Source organism: Leptospira gomenensis, from assembly GCF_004770155.1.
GTDB lineage: Bacteria > Spirochaetota > Leptospiria > Leptospirales > Leptospiraceae > Leptospira > Leptospira gomenensis.
This window is the reverse complement of record NZ_RQFA01000046.1, coordinates 186,213-209,706: the sequence shown is the minus strand read 5'-3', so window position 1 is coordinate 209,706 and position 23,494 is coordinate 186,213. Positions and strand designations below refer to the sequence as shown.

Annotated in this window: 18 protein-coding genes; 16 read left to right on the top strand and 2 right to left on the bottom strand. The window is 44.9% G+C overall.

Annotation, left to right across the window (positions count from 1 at the left end; genetic code table 11):
• From EHQ17_RS11640 to EHQ17_RS11585, 12 genes are all read left to right on the top strand, one after another.
• Positions 1-146: DUF1564 family protein (locus EHQ17_RS11640; RefSeq protein ID WP_135590289.1), on the top strand; the 146-nt coding region annotated here is incomplete at its 5' end.
• Between the two features lie 333 nt (positions 147-479).
• Positions 480-1,145, top strand: coding sequence for a TetR/AcrR family transcriptional regulator (locus tag EHQ17_RS11635; RefSeq protein ID WP_135590288.1), 666 nt, complete (start codon positions 480-482; stop codon positions 1,143-1,145).
• Between the two features lie 179 nt (positions 1,146-1,324).
• Entirely contained in the window at positions 1,325-2,290 is a 966-nt protein-coding gene (locus EHQ17_RS11630; RefSeq protein WP_135590287.1) for an NAD-dependent epimerase/dehydratase family protein, read from the top strand.
• Between the two features lie 155 nt (positions 2,291-2,445).
• On the top strand, positions 2,446-3,369 hold the full coding sequence (locus tag EHQ17_RS11625; RefSeq protein WP_135590286.1) for a hypothetical protein: 924 nt from the start codon (positions 2,446-2,448) through the stop codon (positions 3,367-3,369).
• Complete coding sequence (locus tag EHQ17_RS11620; RefSeq protein ID WP_135590285.1) at positions 3,370-3,711, top strand: STAS domain-containing protein; 342 nt, start codon at positions 3,370-3,372, stop codon at positions 3,709-3,711.
• 5 nt (positions 3,712-3,716) lie between these two features.
• Positions 3,717-4,154, top strand: coding sequence for an ATP-binding protein (locus tag EHQ17_RS11615; RefSeq protein WP_135590284.1), 438 nt, complete (start codon positions 3,717-3,719; stop codon positions 4,152-4,154).
• Complete coding sequence (locus tag EHQ17_RS11610; protein ID WP_135590283.1) at positions 4,141-7,119, top strand: PP2C family protein-serine/threonine phosphatase; 2,979 nt, start codon at positions 4,141-4,143, stop codon at positions 7,117-7,119. The genes EHQ17_RS11615 and EHQ17_RS11610 overlap by 14 nt, the downstream gene beginning before the upstream one ends.
• A gap of 658 nt (positions 7,120-7,777) precedes the next feature.
• The gene (locus EHQ17_RS11605; protein ID WP_135590282.1) at positions 7,778-8,518 is read left to right on the top strand and encodes a hypothetical protein; all 741 of its coding nucleotides are present in this window, start codon (positions 7,778-7,780) and stop codon (positions 8,516-8,518) included.
• 10 nt (positions 8,519-8,528) lie between these two features.
• Entirely contained in the window at positions 8,529-9,083 is a 555-nt protein-coding gene (locus tag EHQ17_RS11600; RefSeq protein ID WP_135590281.1) for a YceI family protein, read from the top strand.
• A 186-nt stretch (positions 9,084-9,269) separates the two neighbouring features.
• Positions 9,270-9,857 carry a hypothetical protein gene (locus EHQ17_RS11595; RefSeq protein ID WP_135590280.1) on the top strand — a complete coding sequence of 196 codons (588 nt, stop codon included), beginning with the start codon at positions 9,270-9,272 and terminating at the stop codon, positions 9,855-9,857.
• Between the two features lie 85 nt (positions 9,858-9,942).
• Complete coding sequence (locus EHQ17_RS11590; protein WP_135590279.1) at positions 9,943-13,767, top strand: DUF2339 domain-containing protein; 3,825 nt, start codon at positions 9,943-9,945, stop codon at positions 13,765-13,767.
• Positions 13,768-14,670 carry a M48 family metallopeptidase gene (locus EHQ17_RS11585; protein WP_135590278.1) on the top strand — a complete coding sequence of 301 codons (903 nt, stop codon included), beginning with the start codon at positions 13,768-13,770 and terminating at the stop codon, positions 14,668-14,670.
• Positions 14,671-14,874: 204 nt separating this feature from the next.
• Here the strand turns inward: EHQ17_RS11585 and EHQ17_RS11580 are convergent, their stop codons facing one another.
• A complete protein-coding gene (locus EHQ17_RS11580; protein ID WP_135590277.1) occupies positions 14,875-16,023 on the bottom strand; it encodes a helix-turn-helix domain-containing protein in 1,149 nt (382 codons plus the stop codon).
• 72 nt (positions 16,024-16,095) lie between these two features.
• Here EHQ17_RS11580 and EHQ17_RS11575 point away from each other — a divergent pair, with 72 nt between their 5' ends.
• Both EHQ17_RS11575 and EHQ17_RS11570 read left to right on the top strand, forming a co-directional pair.
• Positions 16,096-16,959 carry an alpha/beta hydrolase family protein gene (locus tag EHQ17_RS11575; protein ID WP_135590276.1) on the top strand — a complete coding sequence of 288 codons (864 nt, stop codon included), beginning with the start codon at positions 16,096-16,098 and terminating at the stop codon, positions 16,957-16,959.
• Entirely contained in the window at positions 16,956-18,197 is a 1,242-nt protein-coding gene (locus EHQ17_RS11570; RefSeq protein ID WP_135590275.1) for an MFS transporter, read from the top strand. Before EHQ17_RS11575 ends, EHQ17_RS11570 begins: the two co-directional genes overlap by 4 nt.
• A gap of 156 nt (positions 18,198-18,353) precedes the next feature.
• Here the strand turns inward: EHQ17_RS11570 and gpmI are convergent, their stop codons facing one another.
• A complete protein-coding gene (gpmI, locus tag EHQ17_RS11565; protein ID WP_135590274.1) occupies positions 18,354-19,994 on the bottom strand; it encodes a 2,3-bisphosphoglycerate-independent phosphoglycerate mutase in 1,641 nt (546 codons plus the stop codon).
• 173 nt (positions 19,995-20,167) lie between these two features.
• On the opposite strand from gpmI, the gene EHQ17_RS11560 reads away from it, so the two are divergent.
• Both EHQ17_RS11560 and EHQ17_RS11555 read left to right on the top strand, forming a co-directional pair.
• Complete coding sequence (locus EHQ17_RS11560) at positions 20,168-22,204, top strand: hypothetical protein (protein WP_135590273.1); 2,037 nt, start codon at positions 20,168-20,170, stop codon at positions 22,202-22,204.
• A 153-nt stretch (positions 22,205-22,357) separates the two neighbouring features.
• The gene (locus EHQ17_RS11555) at positions 22,358-23,356 is read left to right on the top strand and encodes a DUF1554 domain-containing protein (RefSeq protein WP_135590272.1); all 999 of its coding nucleotides are present in this window, start codon (positions 22,358-22,360) and stop codon (positions 23,354-23,356) included.
• The last annotated feature ends 138 nt before the right edge of the window (positions 23,357-23,494 follow it).

The following is a 23,494-nucleotide window of genomic DNA, read 5'->3' as shown; positions in this document are numbered from 1 at the left end:
TGAATGATGGAGGTCCTACCTTCCACAAGATCTACAATTATATTCTCCACCTCGATCTCTCCAGCAACCGGATCGTCCGAATCCTAAACTGCGAACCGGAACACAGCTTTTACGTGTACAACCATCCAACTCTCTACGATTCCTAAAAAAAGGAAAGGCCGGTTTAAAAGAAATCACAGGATAAAAAAACGAAATAGTATATAAATAAAACATAATATTCTTACGTTTGGTTGGAATCGTTCTATGGGTCGGAATCGATTCGTCTACGGAGCCGTCAAAATCGGCCCCACGCACTCGAAAGAAAGATTCTAACAAGGTCGATAAAAATCCCGGTTGGAAGCTCAGATTCGGAACATTGCGAAAAATTCCTGAAAATCAGAGCCTCAGGGAGCTGAGCATTAGGTTGACCGCCATCCCTACGATTTCGATTTCTCGAACACGCCTTGACAGAAAAAACTCCGAGCTCGCATCGTGAAAAAATGGAACAACTCAGCTCCAGAGATCGATTGATTCAAACGACCGCCAGACTTTTACAAGAACGCGGTTATCACGGAACGGGATTAAAGGAAATTCTCAAATACAGCGAAACTCCGAGCGGGTCCTTATATCATCATTTTCCGGAAGGAAAAGAACAACTGACTGCGGAAGCGATTTCCTTGGCCGGCGAACGGCTCGAGAACGAAATGGAAATGTTTGCCGGCTTGCAACGAACCGCCGAACAAATGGAAAAAGTCGAACGCACGGAAGCAACCGCACAGACCGTCCCTGTCGGACCGGCAAAACGAATCGATCTTCACGGACTCGGAGATGTTTTGCGCGAATTCACCGATCACCTTGGAAAAGAACTGATTCAATCCGGTTTCCAAAAGGGTTGTCCGATCGCAACCGTAGTTCTTGAGGTGGCGGCGGAAAACGATCGAATTCAAAAAGTTTGTTCGGAAACGTATCGAAAATGGGAGAATTTAGTATCCTCTCTTCTTATGAAAAGCGGGATTGACGGGCCGAGAAGTCGGTCGGTAGCCCTTCTTCTCCTTTCTAGTATCGAAGGGGCTTTGGTGCTTTCCCGAGCGCACCGGAGCCTTCAACCCTTGGAGGCCGTCCGGTTTGAATTGGAGAATTTTCTGAAAGAGCTTTCTCCGGTATGAGATCCTACACGAAATTGTTACGGTAAAACCAACGTATTCCCATCTCTCCGGTTTTTTAACGCAGCGTTTGAGTTCCCACACAAAACACGGAAGATCTTTCTTGACCCAAATCGCTGCCCCAATGATATTGGTAGAACGATCTATCCAGTCATTCTCAATTCTACCTCGGGAGAAATCCAATGAACCTTTTTATCACCGGAGCTTCCGGTTTTGTCGGAGAAGCTGCGACTCGAATTCTATCCAAAAATCATATCGTCTACGCAATGTCCCGATCCGAAAAAACGGACGTTCCAATCCGGGCGGCGGGAGGAAAACCGATCCGTTCCGAATTAAACGCGGTTTCCTCGAAACTTCTTCAGGGAATCGACGTCGTCATTCATAGCGCAGCCTATGTGGAACAATGGGGTCCTTTCTCCGATTTTTGGAAAGTCAACGTGGAAGGTACGGAACAGCTTTTGAAAGCGGCCAAAGAGGCCGGAGTAAAACGGTTTATCTTCATCGGAACGGAAGCCGCCTTGTTTTACGGACAACCGATGATCGATATCGACGAATCCTATCCTTATCCGAAATCGACCCCGTTTCCGTATTCCCGTACGAAGGCGGAGGCCGAAAAACGCGTGTTAGCTGCAAATTCGACCACAATGTCAACGATCTCGATCCGGCCGCGTTTGATCTGGGGTCCGGGTGATAAGACTGTTCTGCCGGTCCTACTAAAAATGGTTTCCGACGGAGCCTTCTCTTGGATCGACCGAGGAAACGCTTTCACCAATACGACCCATATCGCCAATCTAGTTCATGCGATCGAACTCTCTTTAAACAAGGGTCAAGGAGGAAAAGTCTATTTCGTAACGGACGATGAAACATTAAAGTTTCGTAATTTTCTAACTTCTCTTCTCGCAACGCAGAATGTGGTACCGCCCGATCGTTCGATTCCGGGTTGGCTTGCTCGTAGCATCGCATATCTTTTGGAAATAGTCTGGAAATTTTTAAGAATCAAAAACGAACCTCCTTTGACCCGCTTCGGCGCGAATATCATGTCCCGCGATTGTACGATCAAAATCGACAATGCGAAACGGGATCTAGGATATAGGCCGATCGTAAGCGTAGAAGAAGGTATGAAACAAATGCCCGTTCTCCGGACATAAACCGGATCCTGATTTTCCCCGAACGATATTCTTTTTACTTTACATTTTGCGGAATCGACGTATATGAATTCGCATCGGAAATTCCGTTTCGCCTAACAACAAGAGCGAAAAAAAGGAAAAAAATCCGTCCGATTTTTTCGAACGTCCTTTTGCAAATGCCTAATCCAAGAAGTAAAATCCCGCAATCCTTAGCGCAGGAATTCATCAAAACCATTCGCCTTCTGGCCTTATCCGGCAAAAAAAATTTTAGAAAATACCTTATCGAACCTTTGACATACGCGGGTTGGGAAAGGGAAAAATCCCATTCGACACAAAGCGCCGCCAAAATCATAGATAAGATACAATCGGATTCGCAGGATCCGGCGTATGTTCATACCATCGGGTTGAATTGTAAACGATTGGTTTCCTATGCGTTGGGCGAGAATTTATCCGCGGTCGGCGACAGTTGTATCTTCTTCTTGGAAAAAATCCAGGAACGGGACGCGGTGGCGGAAAGTCCTGAAGCGGCGGATTTTTTTTCAGTCATCGAAAAACCGCTCTCCGAATTCCGAGAATTGAACCGAACGAAAAGCGAACGTCTTTTCGAGGATTCGATCAAAAATTTCTCCCCAGAAGAATTGAAAAACGCGTTAGAACCGGTAAAACTCGATACACACAGACAAAAAGTGCATCTGGACGGCGAAGTGCACAGGCTCTATAACATGATTCTCACGGCAACCAAATCGGATGATCTTCCTAAATGTAAAAAATTATTATCTTCTTATATTATAAAATTCAGCGATTCCGAAAATTATAACGGACAGGAAGCGGAGAATCTCGTGAAGGCGCTCGAAAAAAGGGACGCTCACTTCAGGGAGAATCTTAGGGAATCGCTCGCGATAGAATTGTATTATCTGATCACCAAAGGGATTCTGGAAGGAAACGTAAGAAAGGCGATTCAGGGAATCCGAAAATACGCCCATATCTTCGAAGGCGATCCCAACGCGAGATATTATTATGAAATCGACGGACTCGAACGTAAGTTATACGGGATCATTCGTGAAAAGGACATGATGAAGGATATTAAAAAGGGAATATAGATGGCTACACTTACGATTCAGGAAAGGAAAGAGGGAAAAATTCTGGTTCTTCAGATTTTGGGAGAGATCGACGCTAAAACCGCGCCGGATCTTAAGTTAAAACTCGAGTCATCCATCGGCAACGGCGCGACTTTAATTCTCTGCGATTTTTCAGGAGTGACTTATATCGCTTCCGCAGGAATCGGAGTTTTGAATTCCATTCTGAAATATTTAAAGGAAAAATCCGGAGAAATCGTTTTTTCTAATATTAAAAAAGAAGTAAGGGATACGATGGATCTTATGTATTTCACGAAAAAGATTCGCGTATTCGAAAACGTTAAGGACGCGATCTCTGCGTTCTGATCCAAATGGATCCTAAATCCCAAAGGATTCATACGTTTCCCAACGATCTTTCCGAGCTGGCGAAGGTGAGGGAAGAGGTGCGTTCGTTTTTAGGAAACGATTGTGAAGATATTCTGCGGGGTAGGTTGGTCTTTGCCATCGACGAGGCGCTTACCAACGTGATCGAACACGGATTTCCTGATCAACGCGTATCCCAAGTGGAACTCAAGATGATCAGAAATAAAAATTTCTTGAGGTTCACCATCACCGACGATGGAATTCCATTCGATCCCACTTTAAAAAAAAGCGATACTTGGAAAGAACTTTTCGAAACGGGAGCCGACGGCGGTTTCGGGTTACGTTCCCTTAAAAAAATAATGACCGTACGTTACAAACGCCTCCAACGTCCCGCCCGAAACCGCCTAACACTGATTCACCCGAGGAAAGAAAATGATTCCAGATAAATATCTACGTATGATCCTTCCCGGGATCCGGGCCAAACTTTCCTTTTTTACCGCCGTTCTCGTAATCTCTCTCCTAACGATCACCTCAGTGATCTACTACAATCAGCAACAAAAGTCACTCGAAGAAAAGATGAACACGGAGCTGAAAGCTCCTTTAGAATACGTGAATGCCGTAGTATCGGATCTCGAAAAGTTGAGTTATAGCCTGATTTTAATCGAGGAGTTTAAGATCAGAGTAAAGGAAAAAAAGAAAGAGCTCGGTAAATTCAAAAGAAAGGTGATCAAAAAAGAAGGCGGTCTCTTCGGCGCGCTTAAATCTTTCGGGGCTTCCATCGGATTGAAGGTGAAGCACAATTATTATCAAAAATCGGTGGATACCTATTTCACTCGTTATCTTTCCGAAAATGAAATCCGCGATTTCGAAATCAAGGTAAGAGGAGAACTTCGTAGGGAAAACGGAACTCCGATCGATCCATTGTATTATGATAAGTTAATGAATATTTCGAGACGGACCGCCTTGGCCAGGATCGAAGCCGAAAACGCCCGTTACAGAATCGCCGAAGCCGACGAGGAGATCAAAACCTTGGAATCGGAGATTTCCTCCTTATCGGATCCTAAACGAAGGAAAGAACTTATCTCCGAAAAGGAGACGCTGTCCTCTGAAAAGGAATCGTTGGTTAAATATGTTTCCGAATCCGAAAAGAAATCTGCGTTAGGCGAAACCGCATTGACCAAGAATCTTCAAAACTTCTTCCGGGGATCGTATAAGGATAAAATTTCCTCTTTGGGACTTTTACCCGACAAGATTCGGATTCTCGCCTACGATACTTCCGGGAAACAGACTTTGGATACGGGACTTCTTTTTCCCGAATCTTCAGAAACCGGAAAAAAGTTATTGAGCACGGCTTCCTTCGAGGAAAATAAAAAAGGATTGTTTCGGGGCGACGATCCTTTTCGGGTCATGCGGGAATTTCGCGATCCGGAAAATTACGAAATCGCGGGCAGGCAATACGAGGTTTCCTACCGAGTCGTATTTCGGAATCCGGGTATTGCGGAACGTTCGGAAACGTTGATAGACGAAGTCCTGAAAAATCCCAATCGTTGGAAACAATATCTGGATACGGATCGGAAATTCGCTTCGGATCTCGGGGAACTTTCACAAAAAATAAAATCGAAAGTTGGCGAGTTGAAAAAGGTCGGCAAGATAAAACCGGCTTCGGATCCGGAGTTTAGAAGTTTATATTCTCAATATAAAAAAATTATTAAATTAAGGGATTCTAAATTAGATGAATTGAATCCTTATTCGGAAGAAATTGCGAGGATGGAGCTCGATCGTAAAAAGGAGATATCCCTTCTACAATCGAAGTTGCGATCGTTGAACGAAGAACTTTTGGTCTGGAAAAAAAAGGAAAAAATGCCCGTCAAAGAAGTTGAGGCAAACTTCTCGCCCGAAGACATACAGGAAAACATCCGTTCCTTGGAGGCGAACGCGGAGGAAATTCGTGAGATTTTAGAAAGAGCGGAGGCGACTCAATTCGATTGGAGCGATTCGATTTTTTTCCGTGCGCCCGCGTCCTTCGTAGGTTTGAGGGAAGCCGCGTTGGACGAATTTGTTTTTCTTCCGTATCGTTCCGACTTCAATTCGATGCGTCGCTTTTGGAGAAATTCGGAGGAAAGAAAAACCGTAAAAAAGAAATGGGCTCTCTTGCGCGACTGGATCTTCGCCGGAAATTCCGAGACCGAACTTCCGAAGTCCGCAATTCCCGTTTTGGATTCCGGAATTTTAATCCGAAGTAGAAGCGAAGCCGAGGAGTGGATGTGGGCCTTGGATTCTTCCCCTTTGTTTTCTGAATCGGAAGTGAAGGAAGCGTCGGGATTGGCGCGCGATCTACTTCGCAAAAATCATCTCGGATTTAACGTCGTAATTTTGGATAGAACCGATGGTCTGCGTAAGATAAGACAAAATAGGGAAGAACTTCTACGTTATACGGCATTGCTCGGTTTTGTCGCCATCCTGTTCGCCTATGTTTTGGCTTGGATGGTTGCGCGGAGAATCAAAACGATCATAAGTAGGACGGAGGAAGTGGGAAAAGGAAATCTGAACGTCGAATTCCCTCCGTCGGGTTACGATGAAATCGGAATTTTGAGCGATTCACTCAATCGTATGACGCAAGGGTTAAAAGAAAGGGAGGAGATGAAAGGAGAACTTCTTGCCGCGGAGGAAATTCAAAAACGTCTTCTACCGGAAAAACTTCCGAACGATCCCGGAGACGCGGTCGAATTCGGAGCCTTTTACAAAGCGATGGCCGGCGTAGGCGGCGATTATTACGATTTTATCGAACTGAACAAGAACGAAGTTGCGCTTTGTGTCGGAGACGTTTCCAGTCACGGTGTAGGTCCCGCTATCGTTATGTCCTTATTTCGCGCTCAAGTAAGAGCTATTCTAAGAAAAGGGGAAAGGGATTTGAGAAAGATCCTGACCGAACTGAACGAATATCTTTATTCCGATACTCCCGATCATATTTTTGTGACTTTTTTTATGGCGATCTACGATCGTTCCGCGTTCAAAATGCGTTATATCTCCGCGGGACACGTAAAACCTCTGTTATACGATGCTTCCGAAAAAAAGATTCGGGAACTTCCGGCAGGAGGTTTGCCCATCGGTATGGATGAAAATTCCTTCTTCGAAACTACGATAGAAGCGAGATCTTTCCTCATGGACGCAGGCGATATTTTTTTCCAATACACGGACGGATTGGACGAAGCGAGAAGTCCGCAAGGAGCGATGTACGGTAAGGACCGTTTGGCGAAAACGATCCTTACGAACGCGCACGATTCTCCCTCCGAAATCATACGGACCGTCGTCGAAGATCTGGACGTTCATACCGGTAAAAATTTAGGCGGTCCGGGATTCTCGGAACTTTCCGACGATATCGCTATGATCGCGATGAAACGTAAATCCTAACGGTTTGCTTCGCCATTCCGGCTAACGTGCTCCGCCGTGATCCTTTTCGGTGCGATCGATTCGTTTTCGTTCAGGTCTTCTTTCGCGGCCGTATGCGACGAATCCTTCTCCGGGCGATTCGTATAAGGATAATATTTCACCCTCGGGATCGCGACTCCGAAAAGGATATTCCGTCTGAAACGCGGCGATCGGATGATTTGTATTATGTTTTTTTAATATTTTTGCAATAGATCCGAAAGACCGACGTGCCCCGCCTTGCATTATTTCGTGGAGACTTTCGTTTTCGATCGGATTTATTTTAGCGCTTCGGTTGGTAATTTTTCGCTGATGTAAGGTCCGTATAACTTCGAAGTTCCCGAGAACGCGCCGATTTCGTGGACTCTTCGAAAGATCGAGAGCGGTTTCGAATCGGTTTTTGATCCGTAAAATTCGCTCATTCCCGTACGTCCTAAACCGATTATAAAAGTTATCGAACCTTGTTTTTCTAAAGATATAATTTACTGTAGACGTCGTTCGGTTTATCCGTAACGAGCTTCGATGAAACCTCCGTTTTTTCGGTATTTCATCCGTCTTTATCGAATCGTAATTGTAAAAAAAATATCTTCGATTATACTCGTTTTGCGTGTAATACATACGCGTTCCATCAAAGGATACGAACATGCTGCGGAATCTGTTTTTGATTTTTGTTTTATTCACTTTCTCTTATTTTACCGCTCTGGAAGCGCAAGTACAAACACCGTCTCCTTTGCCGGAAAAGTCCTTCTCCCCAAAACCGGAAAAGAAGGATCTATTAATCCGACGTAGTATGTTGGAATGGCACCAGATCGCAGGGTTTGTTACCTTAGGACTATGGCTTGCGGCCAATATAGAAGGTGAAAAAGCCAAAGACAGCTTGTATCGCAAATCGGACGAATACTCGCAGCTGGTTCTACTTACCCGTCCCGAATATGCGAACAACGATCCGTTGTATGTAGTTGCTATAGCACAAGGATTGAATCAAAACAGCATCGCTGCGGATTATCTTTTGCTAAAGGATCCGGCCTCCAATTTCCCGCTTTATCTGGCTCTAAAGTCTCAGGAGGAATGGGAAGCCAAACATTCCGGTAGTTCTCATAAACAATTTGCATATGCTGCTTTTGGAATGTATTTTCTTACTGCCGGTCTCGCTTATTTCGCTCCGAAACGTATTGTCGATTCGGAGGATTCCGACGTGAACATATACAGTCCTATTTTCGCCCACAAAGCTCTTATTCCGATCCATTTGGCTTCCATGTTGTTGCTTCCCGCTTTGGGACAACGAATCGAAAAGGACGGACCGGACGCGGTTCGGGATATGCAACAAGTCGGTTGGATCGGTTTCGGAGCGTTTTCGTTGTCTTTGTTGGTGATCACTTTTTAAGGAAAATAACATGTTCTTCAAAAATAAAATTTCTTTCGTCGCCGGCTCTGTCGTGTTTCTATTTTGTCTTCCTCTCTTCGCATCGGAGTTCCTGAAAAAGGAGATCCGGTTCGAAGTGGATCATCCGATGAAATTAGTCCAAGGAACGTGTCGTGAAGTGGATGCGGAAGTTCCTAAATTAAGTATTAGGAATACGGAATATAAACTCGACGCTCCGTTTCGGATTCGGATTCCTATACTGAAGATCAAGTCCGGGGATGAAAATCGAGATTCGCATATGGCGGAAATCCTGGGTTATCCCGATTTTCAGGAAGTTTCGGCTACGATCGAATCCGTTTCCTTTGTCGGAGGATCTTATTCGGTTAAAGGGAAGCTGACGATTCGGGAAGAGACTCGATCCTTTCAGTCCGAAGCCAAGGTCGAATCTCCCGAAAAAGGACAGGTCCGCGTTTTCGGAAAATTGCAGGTACGATTTTCGGAATTCAAGCTCGAGCGCCCTTCCGTTTTATTCACCAAAACCAAGGACGAAGTGGAGATAGATTACGATTTTTTAATTAAGATCTGATTCTTTTTTCTAAACATTCGCGAAAGTCGAGAAAAATTATTGATTGACTACGTCAGGTTTCGCGTATAAATAATTTCGATTCTAGATTCGGGAGCTTTAAGGGATGTCCTCCTTGTTGGTCACTTTGGTTCTGTTTTATCTTCTCGGAATGTGCGTCGTTCATTACGTGGTAACGAAAAAAGAAATATGATATTAGGTCATTACGCTTCGGCCCTTATTCCCTACAGCAGATTCAAACGATATCCGTTTTGGGTGTTGCTTTTATGCGCTAACGTTCCGGAATTCTTTTGGCTTTTATTGGCTTTTGCGGGAATCGAACCGGTTTTTCCTTCCTCCTTATTCGAAGCTACGTTTCAGAATCTGCAAGTTCATATGACGTACAGCCATAATCTTTTTCCCGCCGTGATCCAAGGCGTCTTCGTCGGAGCGGTCGTCTACGGAATTTACAAGGATCGTTCCTTTGCGCTTTGGTGCGGATTTTTGACCTTATTACACGTGTTATGCGATCTCGTCGTCGGGTTCGAGCACCAAATTTGGGGTCAGGAAACGGCAGTTGTTTCCTTAAATTCCTATCTTTATTTCCCGCACGTCGCTATTTTCATCGAATTCGTATTCAGCATCGTTTGTATTTTTTGGTACGTTCGTACGGAGAAGTTGAACGGATCTCCGGTTTCGAAACGTAAATTGATTTGGCTGGTTACGATTTTCGGAATCGGAATTTTGATGTGGCTTCCCAACGCCACGATTCCGATGAAGGATCTTTTCCCGTTTTAGAAAAATCTTTCTAATTTTCGTTTCGAATTCAGTTTAGTTTGACGAAATCTCCTTGCTCCGGATTATCTCATCCGGAGTCGATCGCTTGGAAACATTTCTCCTATTCGTATTATTTTTATTCGGTCTTTATAATTTTTTTCATTCCAGAGGATTGAAACGTAACGTAGAAGAACTCGAAGAGCGTATCCGTTCTTTGGAGCTTTCCTTAAAAAAGGGAAAGCCGGATGAGAGGCCCGCGCCGTCCGTTTCGACTTCTACTTCCACGATCAAAACGCAAGAAACGGCGGTTCCGATTTCTTCTGCAAACGTCGCCAAAGAGGAAAAGAAAGAAGAGGTAGTCAGCGCAAAGACGGAATCGAAACCTCCCGTCGCCGCCAAAACGATAAGCTCCGAAACGAAAGTGAAAAAAGAGACGGTGTCCGTTTCCAAAAAAGAACCGGTTCCCGTCGTTCCTCTTCCGCCGAAAGAACCCGGTTATCTAACGTTACTTTGGAAGAAGATAGAAAAACCTTTGTCCGAAAACTGGACCGGAATCTTGGGGGCCGTAATTCTCGTCGCGGGAATCGGCTTCCTGGGAATATACGCGCTTTTCATCCTATCGGCGGCGTATCGTTGTCTGCTGATTTTAGGATTCGCCGGCACGTTATTCGCCTTGTCTCTTTGGGCGAACGCTAAACCCGAATTCAAGAATTTATCCTTGGCGTTACGAAGCGGTGCGGCTGCTGTATTTTTATTCGTAGCGTTAGGCGCCGGTTTCGTGGATGCGCTGAAGTTTCTGGAAAACCGGTATTTTGCGCTGGGACTTTTGACGCTGGGTATTATCGCGAATCTTTTCGCGGGTTACAGGTCTAAAAACGAAACATTCGCTTCTTTGCATACGATTCTGGGGCTCGTCGCCGTTTGTATTCCGCAAAGTTCCAATTACACGTTAGTCGTTCTTTCATCGATTTGTATTCCCGGGGTAATCTGGAACTACCGAGAGAAGAGACAAATCCATCTTCTCGTCGCGAGCACCGGATTTTTTGCGGCACATCTTTATTGGAACGGCAGTTTCTTTTCGACGACGAAACCGCAGGGAGCGGAGATACTTCTGCCGATCCTTTGTATTCTGCCGGTTTTCGTCGGAGCCTTGCTCGTTCATTATAAGGAAACGTTGTATCGTGTTAAGGAATTCGAAGGATTCCCACTCGCAAGCCATCTTTTGAATTGGGCGTATCTCGGCATAAGTCTCGTTCGTTATTCGCAGAATTCGAAACTCAGTACGGTCGTTCTTTTCGTTTCGGCGGGGATCGTATGGTTTTTGTCTTCGATGGCGAAACGCAAACAGATTCCGTGGTTATTTCTCACCGATCGCCTCGTTTCCCAGTCGTTGATCATACTCGGAGTTTTTTCGCTTCGGCTTTGGGATTTGGGCAATCTGTCCATCGTAGCCGTCCTCGCTCTGGAAATACTGATTTTTTCCTTTGTGTGTTTTAAGGAACGGAGTCGATTTTTGGAACGGATTTCTCTTTCGCTTACCGTGATCGTTTTCGGAGTACTCGTTTTCTTTTCTTATAAGGAGTTTTTCCAATCCGCAGAGCCAGGTTCGATCGTTGCGGAATCGTTGGCCACGCAGATAGGATACGGAGCGTTAATCTTAACGTTAGTCGCCTTTATCGGAATTCTGGAACGAAAATTTCCAGAAGCTAAGGAGGAACTTTCCCTCACTTCGCTTTTGCTGACGGCGATGTCGTTATTGGCCGGCGGAGGATTGTTTTCCCTTTACCTGAACTTTTCCGCTGAAACCTACGGGATTTGGATTCCTTCGATCGTTTTGAGCGCGTTGTTGATATCTAGGAAAAAACTTTATTCAAGACGACTGTTGATCGTCGCCGCGATCGCAACCTTTCTGACGACCGCATACTTATGGAAAACGATCCTGTTTTCCGGATTTCAAGAGCCGGAAAAAATCCTGACCTTATGCCTTCCTTGGCTTTTGCCTTTCCTGGTTTATTTAAAAAATTGTAATGTTTCTTCGGAGCTCGGAAAAACGAAGCGGGTGTATTGGCCGGGTGCGTTCGGATTTACGGCACATTTCGTATTCACTTTTTATCATTATTTGGATACGAAAAGTTCGTTGTTGTTCGGGACGTTTGCGATTCTACTTTCCTTGATCTATTTGGAATCGGGAAGAAGGTTTCGTCTCCGTGAACAGGAAAATTCCGAACCGGATCGGGAAAGATTTTCCTCGTCGCTGTTCTCCTTATCCTTCGTCCTTGTCGTATTATTCTTATTGAGACACTTTACGGTCGAATTTCAATCTTCCGTTCTACTCGCCGGAATTCCGGCCCGTTTTTGGATAGAAGTTCTTTCCGGCTCGGTGTTTTTATATTGGGTTCTTTTGCCGGAGGAGGAGTTGTCTGCGTTGGGCTGGTTACGATCCGCGCAGCCGCTTTTCTGGGAGTTAATACTTTCAATTTTTGTAATAGGAATTTATACCGAAGTTCCGGAGCGAATCGTTTCCTTCGTTATGTCCTTGGCCGTTTTCCTGGTATTTATATTATCCAGGATCGTATTCTTGAAGACGGAACGTTTTGTACTTTATTCTTATTTCTTTTTTATATGGACCAACGTGGAGATTTTTTTGGGCGGGGAAGTCGCCGTATTTGCGGCCAAATCCGAATTTCCTTGGCGGGAACGCGGATTTCAGATCGCCTCCATCTTCGTGCAGTTAGGCGCCGTCTTCTACGTATTTCCCAAAGCCGGACTAGAAGGGTTGGAGTCGCGTTTTCTGGGATGGACACGGTTTTGGAAATACCCCTTGCGCTTTTTTCAGAAATACCAAAACCTTTTGCCCGGATATTTGGGGGTTTTCGGGATCGTCGCAAGCGTTTACGTATATTCGAAAGATATAATGTCCCCCATATCCAATCTCATCGTAGGACCGGCGTGGGCTTTGTTGTCGATACTTTTCTTGGAAACGGGATCGCGGTTCGGACGAAAGGCGAAGTCTCAAGTCGCGGAAGTGCTCGCGGATTTTTTAAAACGCGCCTCTTGGATAGGGTTGATCGCGTTTTCGATTCATTACGTGTATGTCGATTTACAGTCTTCTTATTTTTATCTCTGGATCCTGCCCGCCTCCGGTTGGACTGCGTTGCTCGGAATTTTTGTCTGGTTGTATTGGGCGACATCGGAAATCAAGGAAGCGGAAACGGTTCCGTTTTGGAAGATCGTCTTTCCGTTGTTAAACGAAGGTTGTCTTTTGTTTCTGGGGCTCGTGGCGTATTCGGTCATCGAAGAGTCTCTGATAAGCGTTACGTTCGCGCTTGCCGCCTTGCTGGTTTTGGAGATCGGAATAAGGAAGAAGGAAGTCCTTTCCAGATTCCGTTGGTACGGAATTTTGTTTCATCTTGTTTCATGTTTTTATCTTACGTTTATCGTTTCGACGGAGGATAATCCTATCGTTCATTGGACCCAAGCTAAGTGGATTCCCGGAGTATTGACGATTCTACTTTTATTTTTATTCGTATATAGGGTGTATCGCGGTTACGGAAAGCAGGAGATATTCTTCCCTATGGGTCTGGGTTTTTTAAAGAGTGTCAGCGATCGTACCGGAACCCATTTGAATTCAGTCGTATATTACCCTTTCTTTATGGGAATTTTCCTTTTTCTATATTGGTCCTTTTCGAGCGCGGTTCTTACGTTGTTTTGGGCGATGTTGGCGTTTCTGATTTTTCTTTTGGGGCTTCTTCTCAAGGCCTCTTGGTTCCGATATCTTTCTCTCGGAATGCTTTTGTTATGCGTAGGAAGACTCGTTTTTTACGATCTCTCGTCTTCGGGAACGATCTTAAAAGCCGTGGTCTTTTTGGGAGTCGGAAGTATATTACTTTTAATGAATACGATTTATAATAAATACCGGGATCGGTTTTGAATGAAACGAACGATTTTTTTCACGGGAATTTTTTCCTTCGGATGTGTTTTGATGTTCCTTCTTTATAAGGAGCAGATTCAGACGGAACGAGCCTCTACGTTGGCTCCGTTTTATCAGATATTGGGAAAGCCGATCCGGACTATGAATCGGGCTCTGACGAAGGTTTTGTCCGTGGATTCACTCGACGAGAAGGAATACGGAGACGCCATTCGCGAGCGTTTTTCCGAATTGAAAAACGAAGGTAACAAGGATTATGATTACCTCAATAAGTTGATCGTAAATCTCACCGTCTACAAACAGAAACCTTTTGAATATTCTGTTTTTATAATGGAAGAGGAGTCTCCGAACGCGTTCGCCTTACCCGGAGGCGTTATATTCGTAACAAGAGGTTTGTTGTCCACTTTGAAATCGGAAAACGAATTGATCGCGGTACTCGCGCACGAAATCGGTCATATAGAAAAATCGCATTGTATGGACGGGGTTAGGTTCGAGCTTCTTTCGAAAAAGATAGGAACGGAAACTTTGGGAAAACTCGCCGATTTCGCGTTTCAGTTGATGACGCGTCATTCGTATAACAAAACGCAGGAAGACGAGGCGGACGTTTACGCGTTCGAACTCGTTTCCAATACTCTTTACGATCCTTTGGGAGTCGGTCTTGCGTTCCAAAGGTTGGAGCAATATTCTCCGGAAACGGGAGTGAAAAAAGCCAAACTACTTTCCGAGTATTTTCAATCGCATCCGCATATGGATTTGAGAAGGGAAAAGTTTTCCGAAAAAGCGAAACTCTGGTGGGAGGAACATCCGGAAGATCGTCGATACAAGGGCGCGCGCAATCTTAAAAACCGCATCACCTTTGAAACAAAAGACTACGAAGAGGAATGGATTCAAGGGAAACCGCTTTGACGATTTGTGTATCCGTTCCGATCGTACGCTCAGCTTGAACTTCGGAATTTTGCGGGAAGCGGATACATTTGATCATTCCGCAAGTTTAAACTCTTTCCTTCCCAAGTTAAAATTCCGCGGAGGGGCCAATCGTCTAACATATGTTTGGCGAAATGGGATCGTATCCGACGTGTAACGATGACGGCGGCGTTTTCTCCGGTAATTTTAATCCGATCTAGATTCCCTGTATTCGAGAGGAGTGGTTTTTAGGAAGGTCTTAAAAACCCGATTGAAAGTGGATTTGGAATTGAATCCGGCCGCCAAAGCGATGGAAAGCACCGATCGATCCGGCTCGGAAAGAAGTAGTTCGCACGCTTCCTGAATTCTATATTCGTTGAGAAATTGATTGTAGTTTTTTCCGAACTCGCTGTTTATGAATTCCGAAAGTTGGGCGGGATTGATTTCGAATCCGTTTTCGGAAAGTTCGTTCGAAAGCATCTGTAAACTCAGGTCCTCCGTTAGGAACAGTTTTTCCGAGTCCATTAAGGAAAGAACGGCGCCTCTCAAAGAATCCTTATCCAAACGTTTTATCCTGGATTGTCTGTATTCCCTGGTTTTGTTCCTGATCCTAAGCGGTTCGAAAAATCTTCTATCCAAAAGATAAACGAAAAATACACAAAGGCTACCGACAAAACCGCCGAAACGTAAATATGTTTCTCCGTCCACAAAGTGGTCGAAAATCGCGCTAAAAGAGGCCGATACGACGCCCAATAGAGCCGTCAAAACCGGGAACCTCATTTTTATCCATATCGAGTCGTTTGTATTCCAATATATTATAATATAATAAAGTAATATCAAACAGTATAAAATCATGGAGGCCTTAGGTAGGGGAACGAGCCAAGCCGAGATATAAAAATAGATCCGCGTATAACCTTCTCCGGAAACGAGAAGCAGATACGGATCGGGGTTTTGAAGAAGATTATGCGAGAAGGTCTCTAAACGAACCTTGATTTCGGGATCTACGAAGTGAAGAGGAAGTTGAAATAACGCGACGAAAATTGCCGGAGCAAAATGAACCCGGGAAACTTTTACGAATTCGTATTTTTTGTCTACTATATCACGAAGAAAAAGATACAGCAGAGGCCCTACACAAAGTGCGAGAGGAAGGTGGGTCATCCTAAAAAACGCATACGGACCTTCTAAAAAACCGCGATACAAGGCGCCTAAATAAGTCTGCCAGACTCCGGTACAGAACATGAGCGAGGACAAAAGATATTTTCTAGGATCTTTGTTTTCCGCGGCCAATTGTCCCGCCGCCGCGGCGATCGCGAGAACCCCTCCGAAAAAAATTCCGAATATTATAAAGTCGTTCATGTCGGTCTCAAATCATGATCTGGGGCGATCTATTTTCGGGTTTATATTATACTCGAATCGAGGTGATCAGAAATGAAAGTGGAAAAAAATAAATTTTTCGTACGAAGCGGAGATTCGTATTCTCTCTCGGTGCATTCCTTTCTATCGAACGATCCTAAAATCGAAAATCCTTTGATACTTTTTCCGGCTATGGGAATTCCCGGAAAATTCTACGTAAAGGTCGCGCTACAGTTGGCGCAGGCCGGTTTTAGGGTTTACGTTGCGGATCTGAGAGGTTCGGGCGATAGTGGTCCGGCCCCTTCGCGCAAAAACGATTTCGGTTATAGCGATTTGATTTATAAGGATTGGCCTGCGATCGTAAGCTCCGTATGCCAACGTCATCCGGAAGCGAAGCCGATATTAATCGGACATAGTCTCGGCGGACAATTGAGTTCCATCTATTCCGGTTTACATCCGAACGAAACGAAAGGTTTGATTTTGGTCGCAACGGGAACTCCTTTTTTCAAACACTTTCCGTTTCCTTACTTTGCCCTTTATTTGTTCTTTTATTTTTTCAGCCGCTTCGTATCGTTCTTCTTCGGATATTTTCCGGGCGACAGATTAAAAGTCATGGGGCGTAATGCCAGACAAGTGATGAAGGATTGGTCCAAGGTAGGCATAACGGGATCGTTTCGCGATTCGGAAGGAGTCAGTTTGGAATACACGTTCGAAAAGATCGAATGTCCGGTTTTATGTATCTCCTTTTCCGATGATACCTATGCGCCTAAAAGTCCCGTGGACGCCATCTTAAAAAGAATCGGTTCTTCCGATATCACGAGGCTTCACGTCGATCCTAGTCGGGAAGGTTACGGCCCGATCGGACATCTGGGTTGGCTTAAAAATTCCGATATCGTTTCTGGAAAAATCGGTTCTTGGATTTTGGAAAAAATAAAATGACTAAACAAAACACCGCTTCTTCGGTTTCGCAAGAGGCAGGGCTTCTTTCGAAAAAGAGCCTGTTGTATTTTTACATAAATACCGGTATTACCCTACTCGCGGGAAATATGTTCAACTATTCGCTCATCATATATTCGTTCGATATCACCCGATCCCAGACTTTTTCCGGATCGGTTTTTTTGGCGAACGTTTTGCCCACGGTACTTTTCAGTTTTTTCGTAGGAGCGTTTTTGGATCGTTATTCGAGGATCAAAATCCTGTATATCTTTCAGACGAATTTCATAATTTCGGGGATAGTGTTGGGGACTTTGATTTATTTCGGAAAAATGAATTACGATATTCGTTATATTCTAATTTTATTATCCTCTTATAACGGGCTTGCGTTGACCTTCATAATTCCAGGAAGGCTTACGCTTTTAGGGAACCTCACACATTCGAAGGACACGGCCAAAGCCACGATAATGCTCAATATATTGATCATCATCGGTTTCGGTTTGGCTCCCATGATCGCAGGTTTGATCAAACAGAAATATCATTGGGACGTTCTCTTTTTTACGATCGCTTTCCTGTATTTTTCGGGATATCTGTTTTTGATTTCCGTAAAAGTTCCCGAAACCGCAATCCCCGAAAAGGAAACGATTTGGGCGGGATTAAAAAAAGGAATGTCGTTTATCAAATCCGAAAAATTGGCTTTCGAACTTCTGCTTATGACTTCCCTGGCCGTTTTTATGGTGGGCCCTCTTCAGGTGGTTCTTCCCCAATTCGCCAAAAAAACGCTGCTTTTGGACGAACAGGGCCGCGGACTTTACATGGGAACTCTGGGTTTCGGCCTTTTGCTCGGAGGAGTGGGCGCTCGACTTCTGCACGACCGCTTCCACCGTGGTTACATTATGTTGGGCGTTTTGATACTTACGGGAATTCTTGTATTCGTTCTTTCTAATATACAGGCGTCTTTCGTTTCTGGTGTCATCCTGCTGTGTATAGGAGTGATGGGAGGTTTGTTGACTGCGTTGATACCTTCCGTATTGCAGATCATTACTCCCGACTCCGTCCGAGGAAGAGTGATGAGTTTTTACAGTCTTATTTTCCAATCCACTCCCGCGCTGTCGGGTTTGTTGACCGGAAAACTCGCGGACGTGTACGGTCAATCCTATTCGATCGCGGTTTCGGGAATTACGATCATAGTTCTCGGAGTGTTATCCTTTGTCGCGTTCGCGAGACTAAGGGAATTGCGCTGAGTCGAAAATCGTTTACGGCGCGAGATGTAGGATCGCGCCTTTGAAAACGGACGTGTTCCAATTCGAAGTATCCGGAATCAGTCCTAATCCTACGTCGCGATTTTATAATTCAAGGACGAAAACCGTATCCGATTTTTTGCGGGAATTGTTCTTACGTCAATTTTTCAAAAGGGAAGGGTGATATCCGTCCGGAGTTTCGTATCCCATTACATCCAAAATCGTTGCGGCTACGTTCGCCAGTCCCGGGTTTTCGATTTGAGAATCGAGTCCTAATCCGTTTTCCGGATCCAAAACGCTGAACGGCACCGGATTGAGAGTATGACTCGTTTTAGGAACCGGATTCCCTTTGGAATCCGGTTCCACGTTTCCTTTTTTGTCCAGTTGATACATTTCGTCCGCGTTTCCGTGGTCGGCGGTTAAGAATAACACAATATTCTGTTTTTCGCATACTTTCCAAAGTCGTTCTATACAACCGTCCATGAATTCCATGGCTTGAACGGTTGCAGGATAATTTCCGGTATGACCGACCATGTCTCCGTTCGCGTAGTTTACCCTGTAGAAGTCCTGTTTATTTTCCTTCAGCGCTTTTTCCAAAGCCTCGGTGATCGCAAGCGCCTTCATTTCGGGGCTTTGATCAAAGGGGATCACGTCCGAAGGGATTTCCCGATATTGTTCCGTTTTTTCGTCGAAATAGCCGCTTTTATTTCCGTTCCAAAAATAGGTAACGTGCCCGTACTTTTGGGTTTCGGATAACGCGTATTGTGAAATTCCGGATTCCGCCATGTATTGGCCGAGAGTCCGGTCGATGGCGGGCGGCGCTACTAGGAATCTTTCGGGAAGTTTTAGATCTCCGTCGTATTGCATGATTCCCGCATAAACTATGTTTGGCGGATTTCCTCGATCGAATTTATCGAAGTCCTTCTGCGTAAAAGCCAGGGAAATTTCGATCGCACGATCCCCCCTAAAATTGGTGAAAACCACTGAATCACCGTCCGTGATCCGCCCTACCGGAATACCGTTTTTCGCGACTACGAACGAGGGAAGATATTGATCGATCACTTTCGGATCCTCTTTGCGGAAAGTTTCGATGGCCTCTTTTGCGGAGGAAAAGGTTCGTCCTTCGCCCGAAACGTGGACTTTCCATCCGCGTTCGACCATGGACCAATCCGCTTCGTAACGATCCATCGTAATCGTCATTCTGCCGCCGCCGGATGCGATTTCGACGTCGATTCCTTGTTTTCTAAACTCGTCCAACCAGGATTCGAAAGGATTCAAATATTCTAATGCGGATTTTTCGGAAACGTCTCTTCCGTCCAAAAGGATATGAAGTCGTATTTTAGGAACCTTTTCCAGAATCGCCTTCGTTACGAGCGCCTTGGTATGATCGATGTGGGAATGAACGTTTCCGTCGGAAAAAAGACCTAACAGATGTAAGGTGGAATTTTTTTTCTTCACGTTTTCCACGATTTCCTTCCAGGCTTGTCCTTCGAAAATCGCTCCCGTTGCGATCGAATTGGAAACGAGTTTGGCCCCCTGATCGAAAATTCTTCCGGAACCCAAAACGTTGTGACCCACTTCCGAATTTCCCATATCTTCATCGGACGGCATTCCCACCGCTTTGCCGTGCGCTTGGATATGAAGAGTGGGCCGTTCCTTCCAAACATGATTTAAAAAAGGAAGGTTTGCACCCGCAACTGCGTTTCCGAATTCCGGTCCGCGCGGTGAATACCCGACTCCGTCTAAGATAACGAGCAAAACTTTTCTAGGCCGAAAGGTATATTTTTTGGAAAGGTTCATATTAGATTCATGGAACCAATCGACTCTCTAAGAAGTCAAGAGATTCAAATACGAAAAAAACTTTGAAATTTGCTTTCTTTTCTTTCTACGAAATGGAATATGCGAATGAGCTAAACGAAAAAACCTTCCGAAAATTCTAAAATAAATTTCATTTCTCTAAAATCGGAGACGCGATGTCGAAACCGGTCGTAAATCAAGTGTTAGCTGCAGCGAACTCGTCGCAGCAAAACTTTTTAAAAGTCAAAAAGATCAACGAAGTTGTCAGCTATTATCTGAACGATAGGCTAACACATTCGGTGTATAAGGCCGTCGTCGCTCAAACGAGTTATAAAAACGCGCGTTCTCAAAATCTGTTTCAGGTCGAATCCAAGGTTCCGGAAGCGGCCGAACTTACGCAGGCCGAGGTTTTGTTTCATCTCAAACGACTTTTAGAAGACGGAGTCGTTCTACAATTCGCATACATTTATCTTGATTCTTCGACTTCGGAATTAAAGTCTAAACCTTGTTATGTGGCTTATCCGGATGCGGAGCTGGGCGACTTGACTCGTTTGTATCTTTCCCTTGTGGATCTTTCCGTTAGTTCGATCCTTTCTTATCTAGAAACGAAACCTCCTTTGAGCAAAGACATTCTTTGGGAGGATTTGGAAAACGATTTCAAAGGGGAAAATCCGCAAAAGCTGAAACTTTTCTTCAATCCCGAAATCTATTTCAAACCTCCTTATATTCAAATTCCTTTAAATAAGGATTACATGCAGGATATGGCGGATGAAATCGCGGACGGGTTGATCAAAAAAGGGAGAATCCGCGAAATCCCCGATTACGGATATATCACCGTGGGCGCAAAGGAACTTCCGGAGTTATTCCAACTTACGGACCAATATCATCAAAAGAAACTTTTTCCGAAATACAAATGGGCTATTTCGGACGAATTCACGGCGATCGCACACGAAGAGCGTCTACACTCGGCCGATCCTTCCTTGGCGCCGACGACCCTGTTCGGAAAAAAAAGGTCGGACTCGATCGAAAGGGCGGCTCTGGCGGATCCGGAAAGAAAACAAAATCTCAAGTTCATAGGTTTCGAACTCATAAGAAGTTTAGGAGACGAAATCGAACAATCTCTGACGCATTCGTATCACGATAGTATTCGTGCCCGCTTTCACGAGATGACCGATCATTTGGCCAAGCCGAGCAGCGGGCGCTGGGACAAGATGATTCTGATCCTTCCCGACGAGGAGTTCCGGATTTTTCCGGTCGAATTAAAGAAATTATTAACCGAAGATCTTCATATCGTTTATTCCGCTTGGGAAACGAAGGGTGTGACGATGCACGCGTTTATCCGTAGGGATTCCGAAGCGGTAAAAGCGATCGTAAAAGGGATTTCGAGCGTCAACGCCGTCGAAGCCTGGAAAATTCTCTGCATTCGAAATCTCATCGAGCAGAACGAAGACGCGTTTCAGACGATATTTAAGGATTCCGAATTCGTTAAGAATTACGGAAAGGTTTTGAGAAAAGGATATCTGGAATATTTTCCGTGGTATTTTCCGATTCTGGACTTTTTCGGAATCGCGAAATTATTCCAAGATGTTTTTTTTCAGGCGGCCAAGGAAAAGATCCGCGCGGAACAGTCCGCGTTGCGCACGAAAAATCGGGACGTGTCGGTCAAATGGGAGCAGGGAAAAATCCAGGAACGAATGAAGGAGGAGGAAAGGATTCGGATTTTGGAACAAAAATCCAAACTTTCGGAAGCTCTCAATCGACATTATTTCGGAAAAAATATTCCTCCCGTGTTGAAGGACGTTTTGTATGAAATTCAAGGTTATACTCCCGAGGTGATTCAACAAGTCATAGAAAAGGAGAAGTTCGTACTTCTTCCCGATTCGTCCGGAGATAAGACGGACGCGATCGTTTTGTATCCCGCCGATGAAACCTTTCGTTCCCGAGCCCGTGAATTGTATAAGGTGTTATCCGAGAAAAAGAAAAATTTAGAAACCAAATATAGGAGCAAGGAGGACGATTTCCTGAACGAAAAGATTTCAAAAGTTCTTAAATACGTCGATTCCTGGTTTGCGTCCAAGCCGGAATCGTCAAACTCCGGGAAGAATCAAAAAGCCGGCTCCTTAACGGAATCTACGGAAGAAGATCCGTATGAGAACTTTCGAAAAGAAATTTCCAAAACCAAAGGAAAAGGAAAGAACAGGCTCTCCGCGTAAAACGTGCCGCAGATGATCGCTCCGACTTATAATCAGATTCTCTTTTTTTAATATAGAATCGAAATTCGCCTTTCCCCTTTCTTTGATTTTTCGAAATTCGATTTACCTACGTTAGCCGAAACGCAGAAAGGAGAAAAAGGTTCCTTTCCTCGAATGAAAATCAGATCATATGTCTTCGCGTGGTGTTTCTTTCTTTTGTTTTGCAGCAAAGCCGAAAAAATAGAAATGGATGCTTCGAAAGGTGGGGCGGGGATGTTTCTCAACTTCGCACCCGTTTTTATAAATGTGGAGGATAATCCTTTCGATTTGACTCTGCTTCCCGACAGTTTGTGGGAAGGGCAATCCGCGACGATCTCGCTGACCATCAAAAATCCAGGTTCCTCTGCGGAAGAATACGAGTTCTCCTGGTCGGATCATTCCGGCGCTTCGTCCTTATCCCCGACAAATCACAGTTATACGATTTTGAATCGAACGGCGAATTTATCCGTGATACCGATCGACGAAGATTGTCTGGAAGACACCATGTCCCTCCAAGCAAGGAGGGTTTCCGATTCGAAAATTTTTAATGTGGAATTTCGAATTCAAGAGATCGATCGGTGTATCTTTTTGGCGAGTAACGCTCTTCCCGATGTGCAAGGACCCGGGTTTTCGGGGAATTTAGGGGGAATCAGCGGAGCCGATCTCCGTTGCCGGAACGAAAAACCTCCCGCTTTGCCGGGAGAACCTTCCGAATATAAGGCTCTTTTGGCGATCAGCGGTGTAAGAAATCCTACGACTACGGGAGGAATCCCCGAAAACGATTGGCCGATCAAGATCGGGGTTCGTTATTTTTCCTATTCGACTTCCGCACCGGAGGGGGAATGGATTGCGACCGGGGTGAGCAATTCGATCGGAGCAGGGAGCGGGATTTTTGCGTTTCCTCTGAATTCAAGTTTCAATCATACGAGCGATACGTCCGCGTTGGATTTTTGGACCGGTTTGAATTCCAACTTCGAACCGGTTACCGCCTTCACTTGTTCCGATTATACTGTAGGAGCTCCTAGCAGCGGTTTCGGGTATTTCGGTGAAACAGGGGAGGTCAACGGCTCCGCCATTGGATCCTATTACGAGGCCTGTGAGGAATTGAATCGGATTCTTTGTGTTCGTATGTGATTTTGAATTTTTATCGCGGGAATCGAGGGAGTTCCCGCAAAACTTTGAGATAAAAACAAAAAGCCCCGCGGGTCCGGCCGAAACGCAAATCCAATCAAAAAAGCGAAAACAACCGAAGAATATAAAAAAAATCCTTAA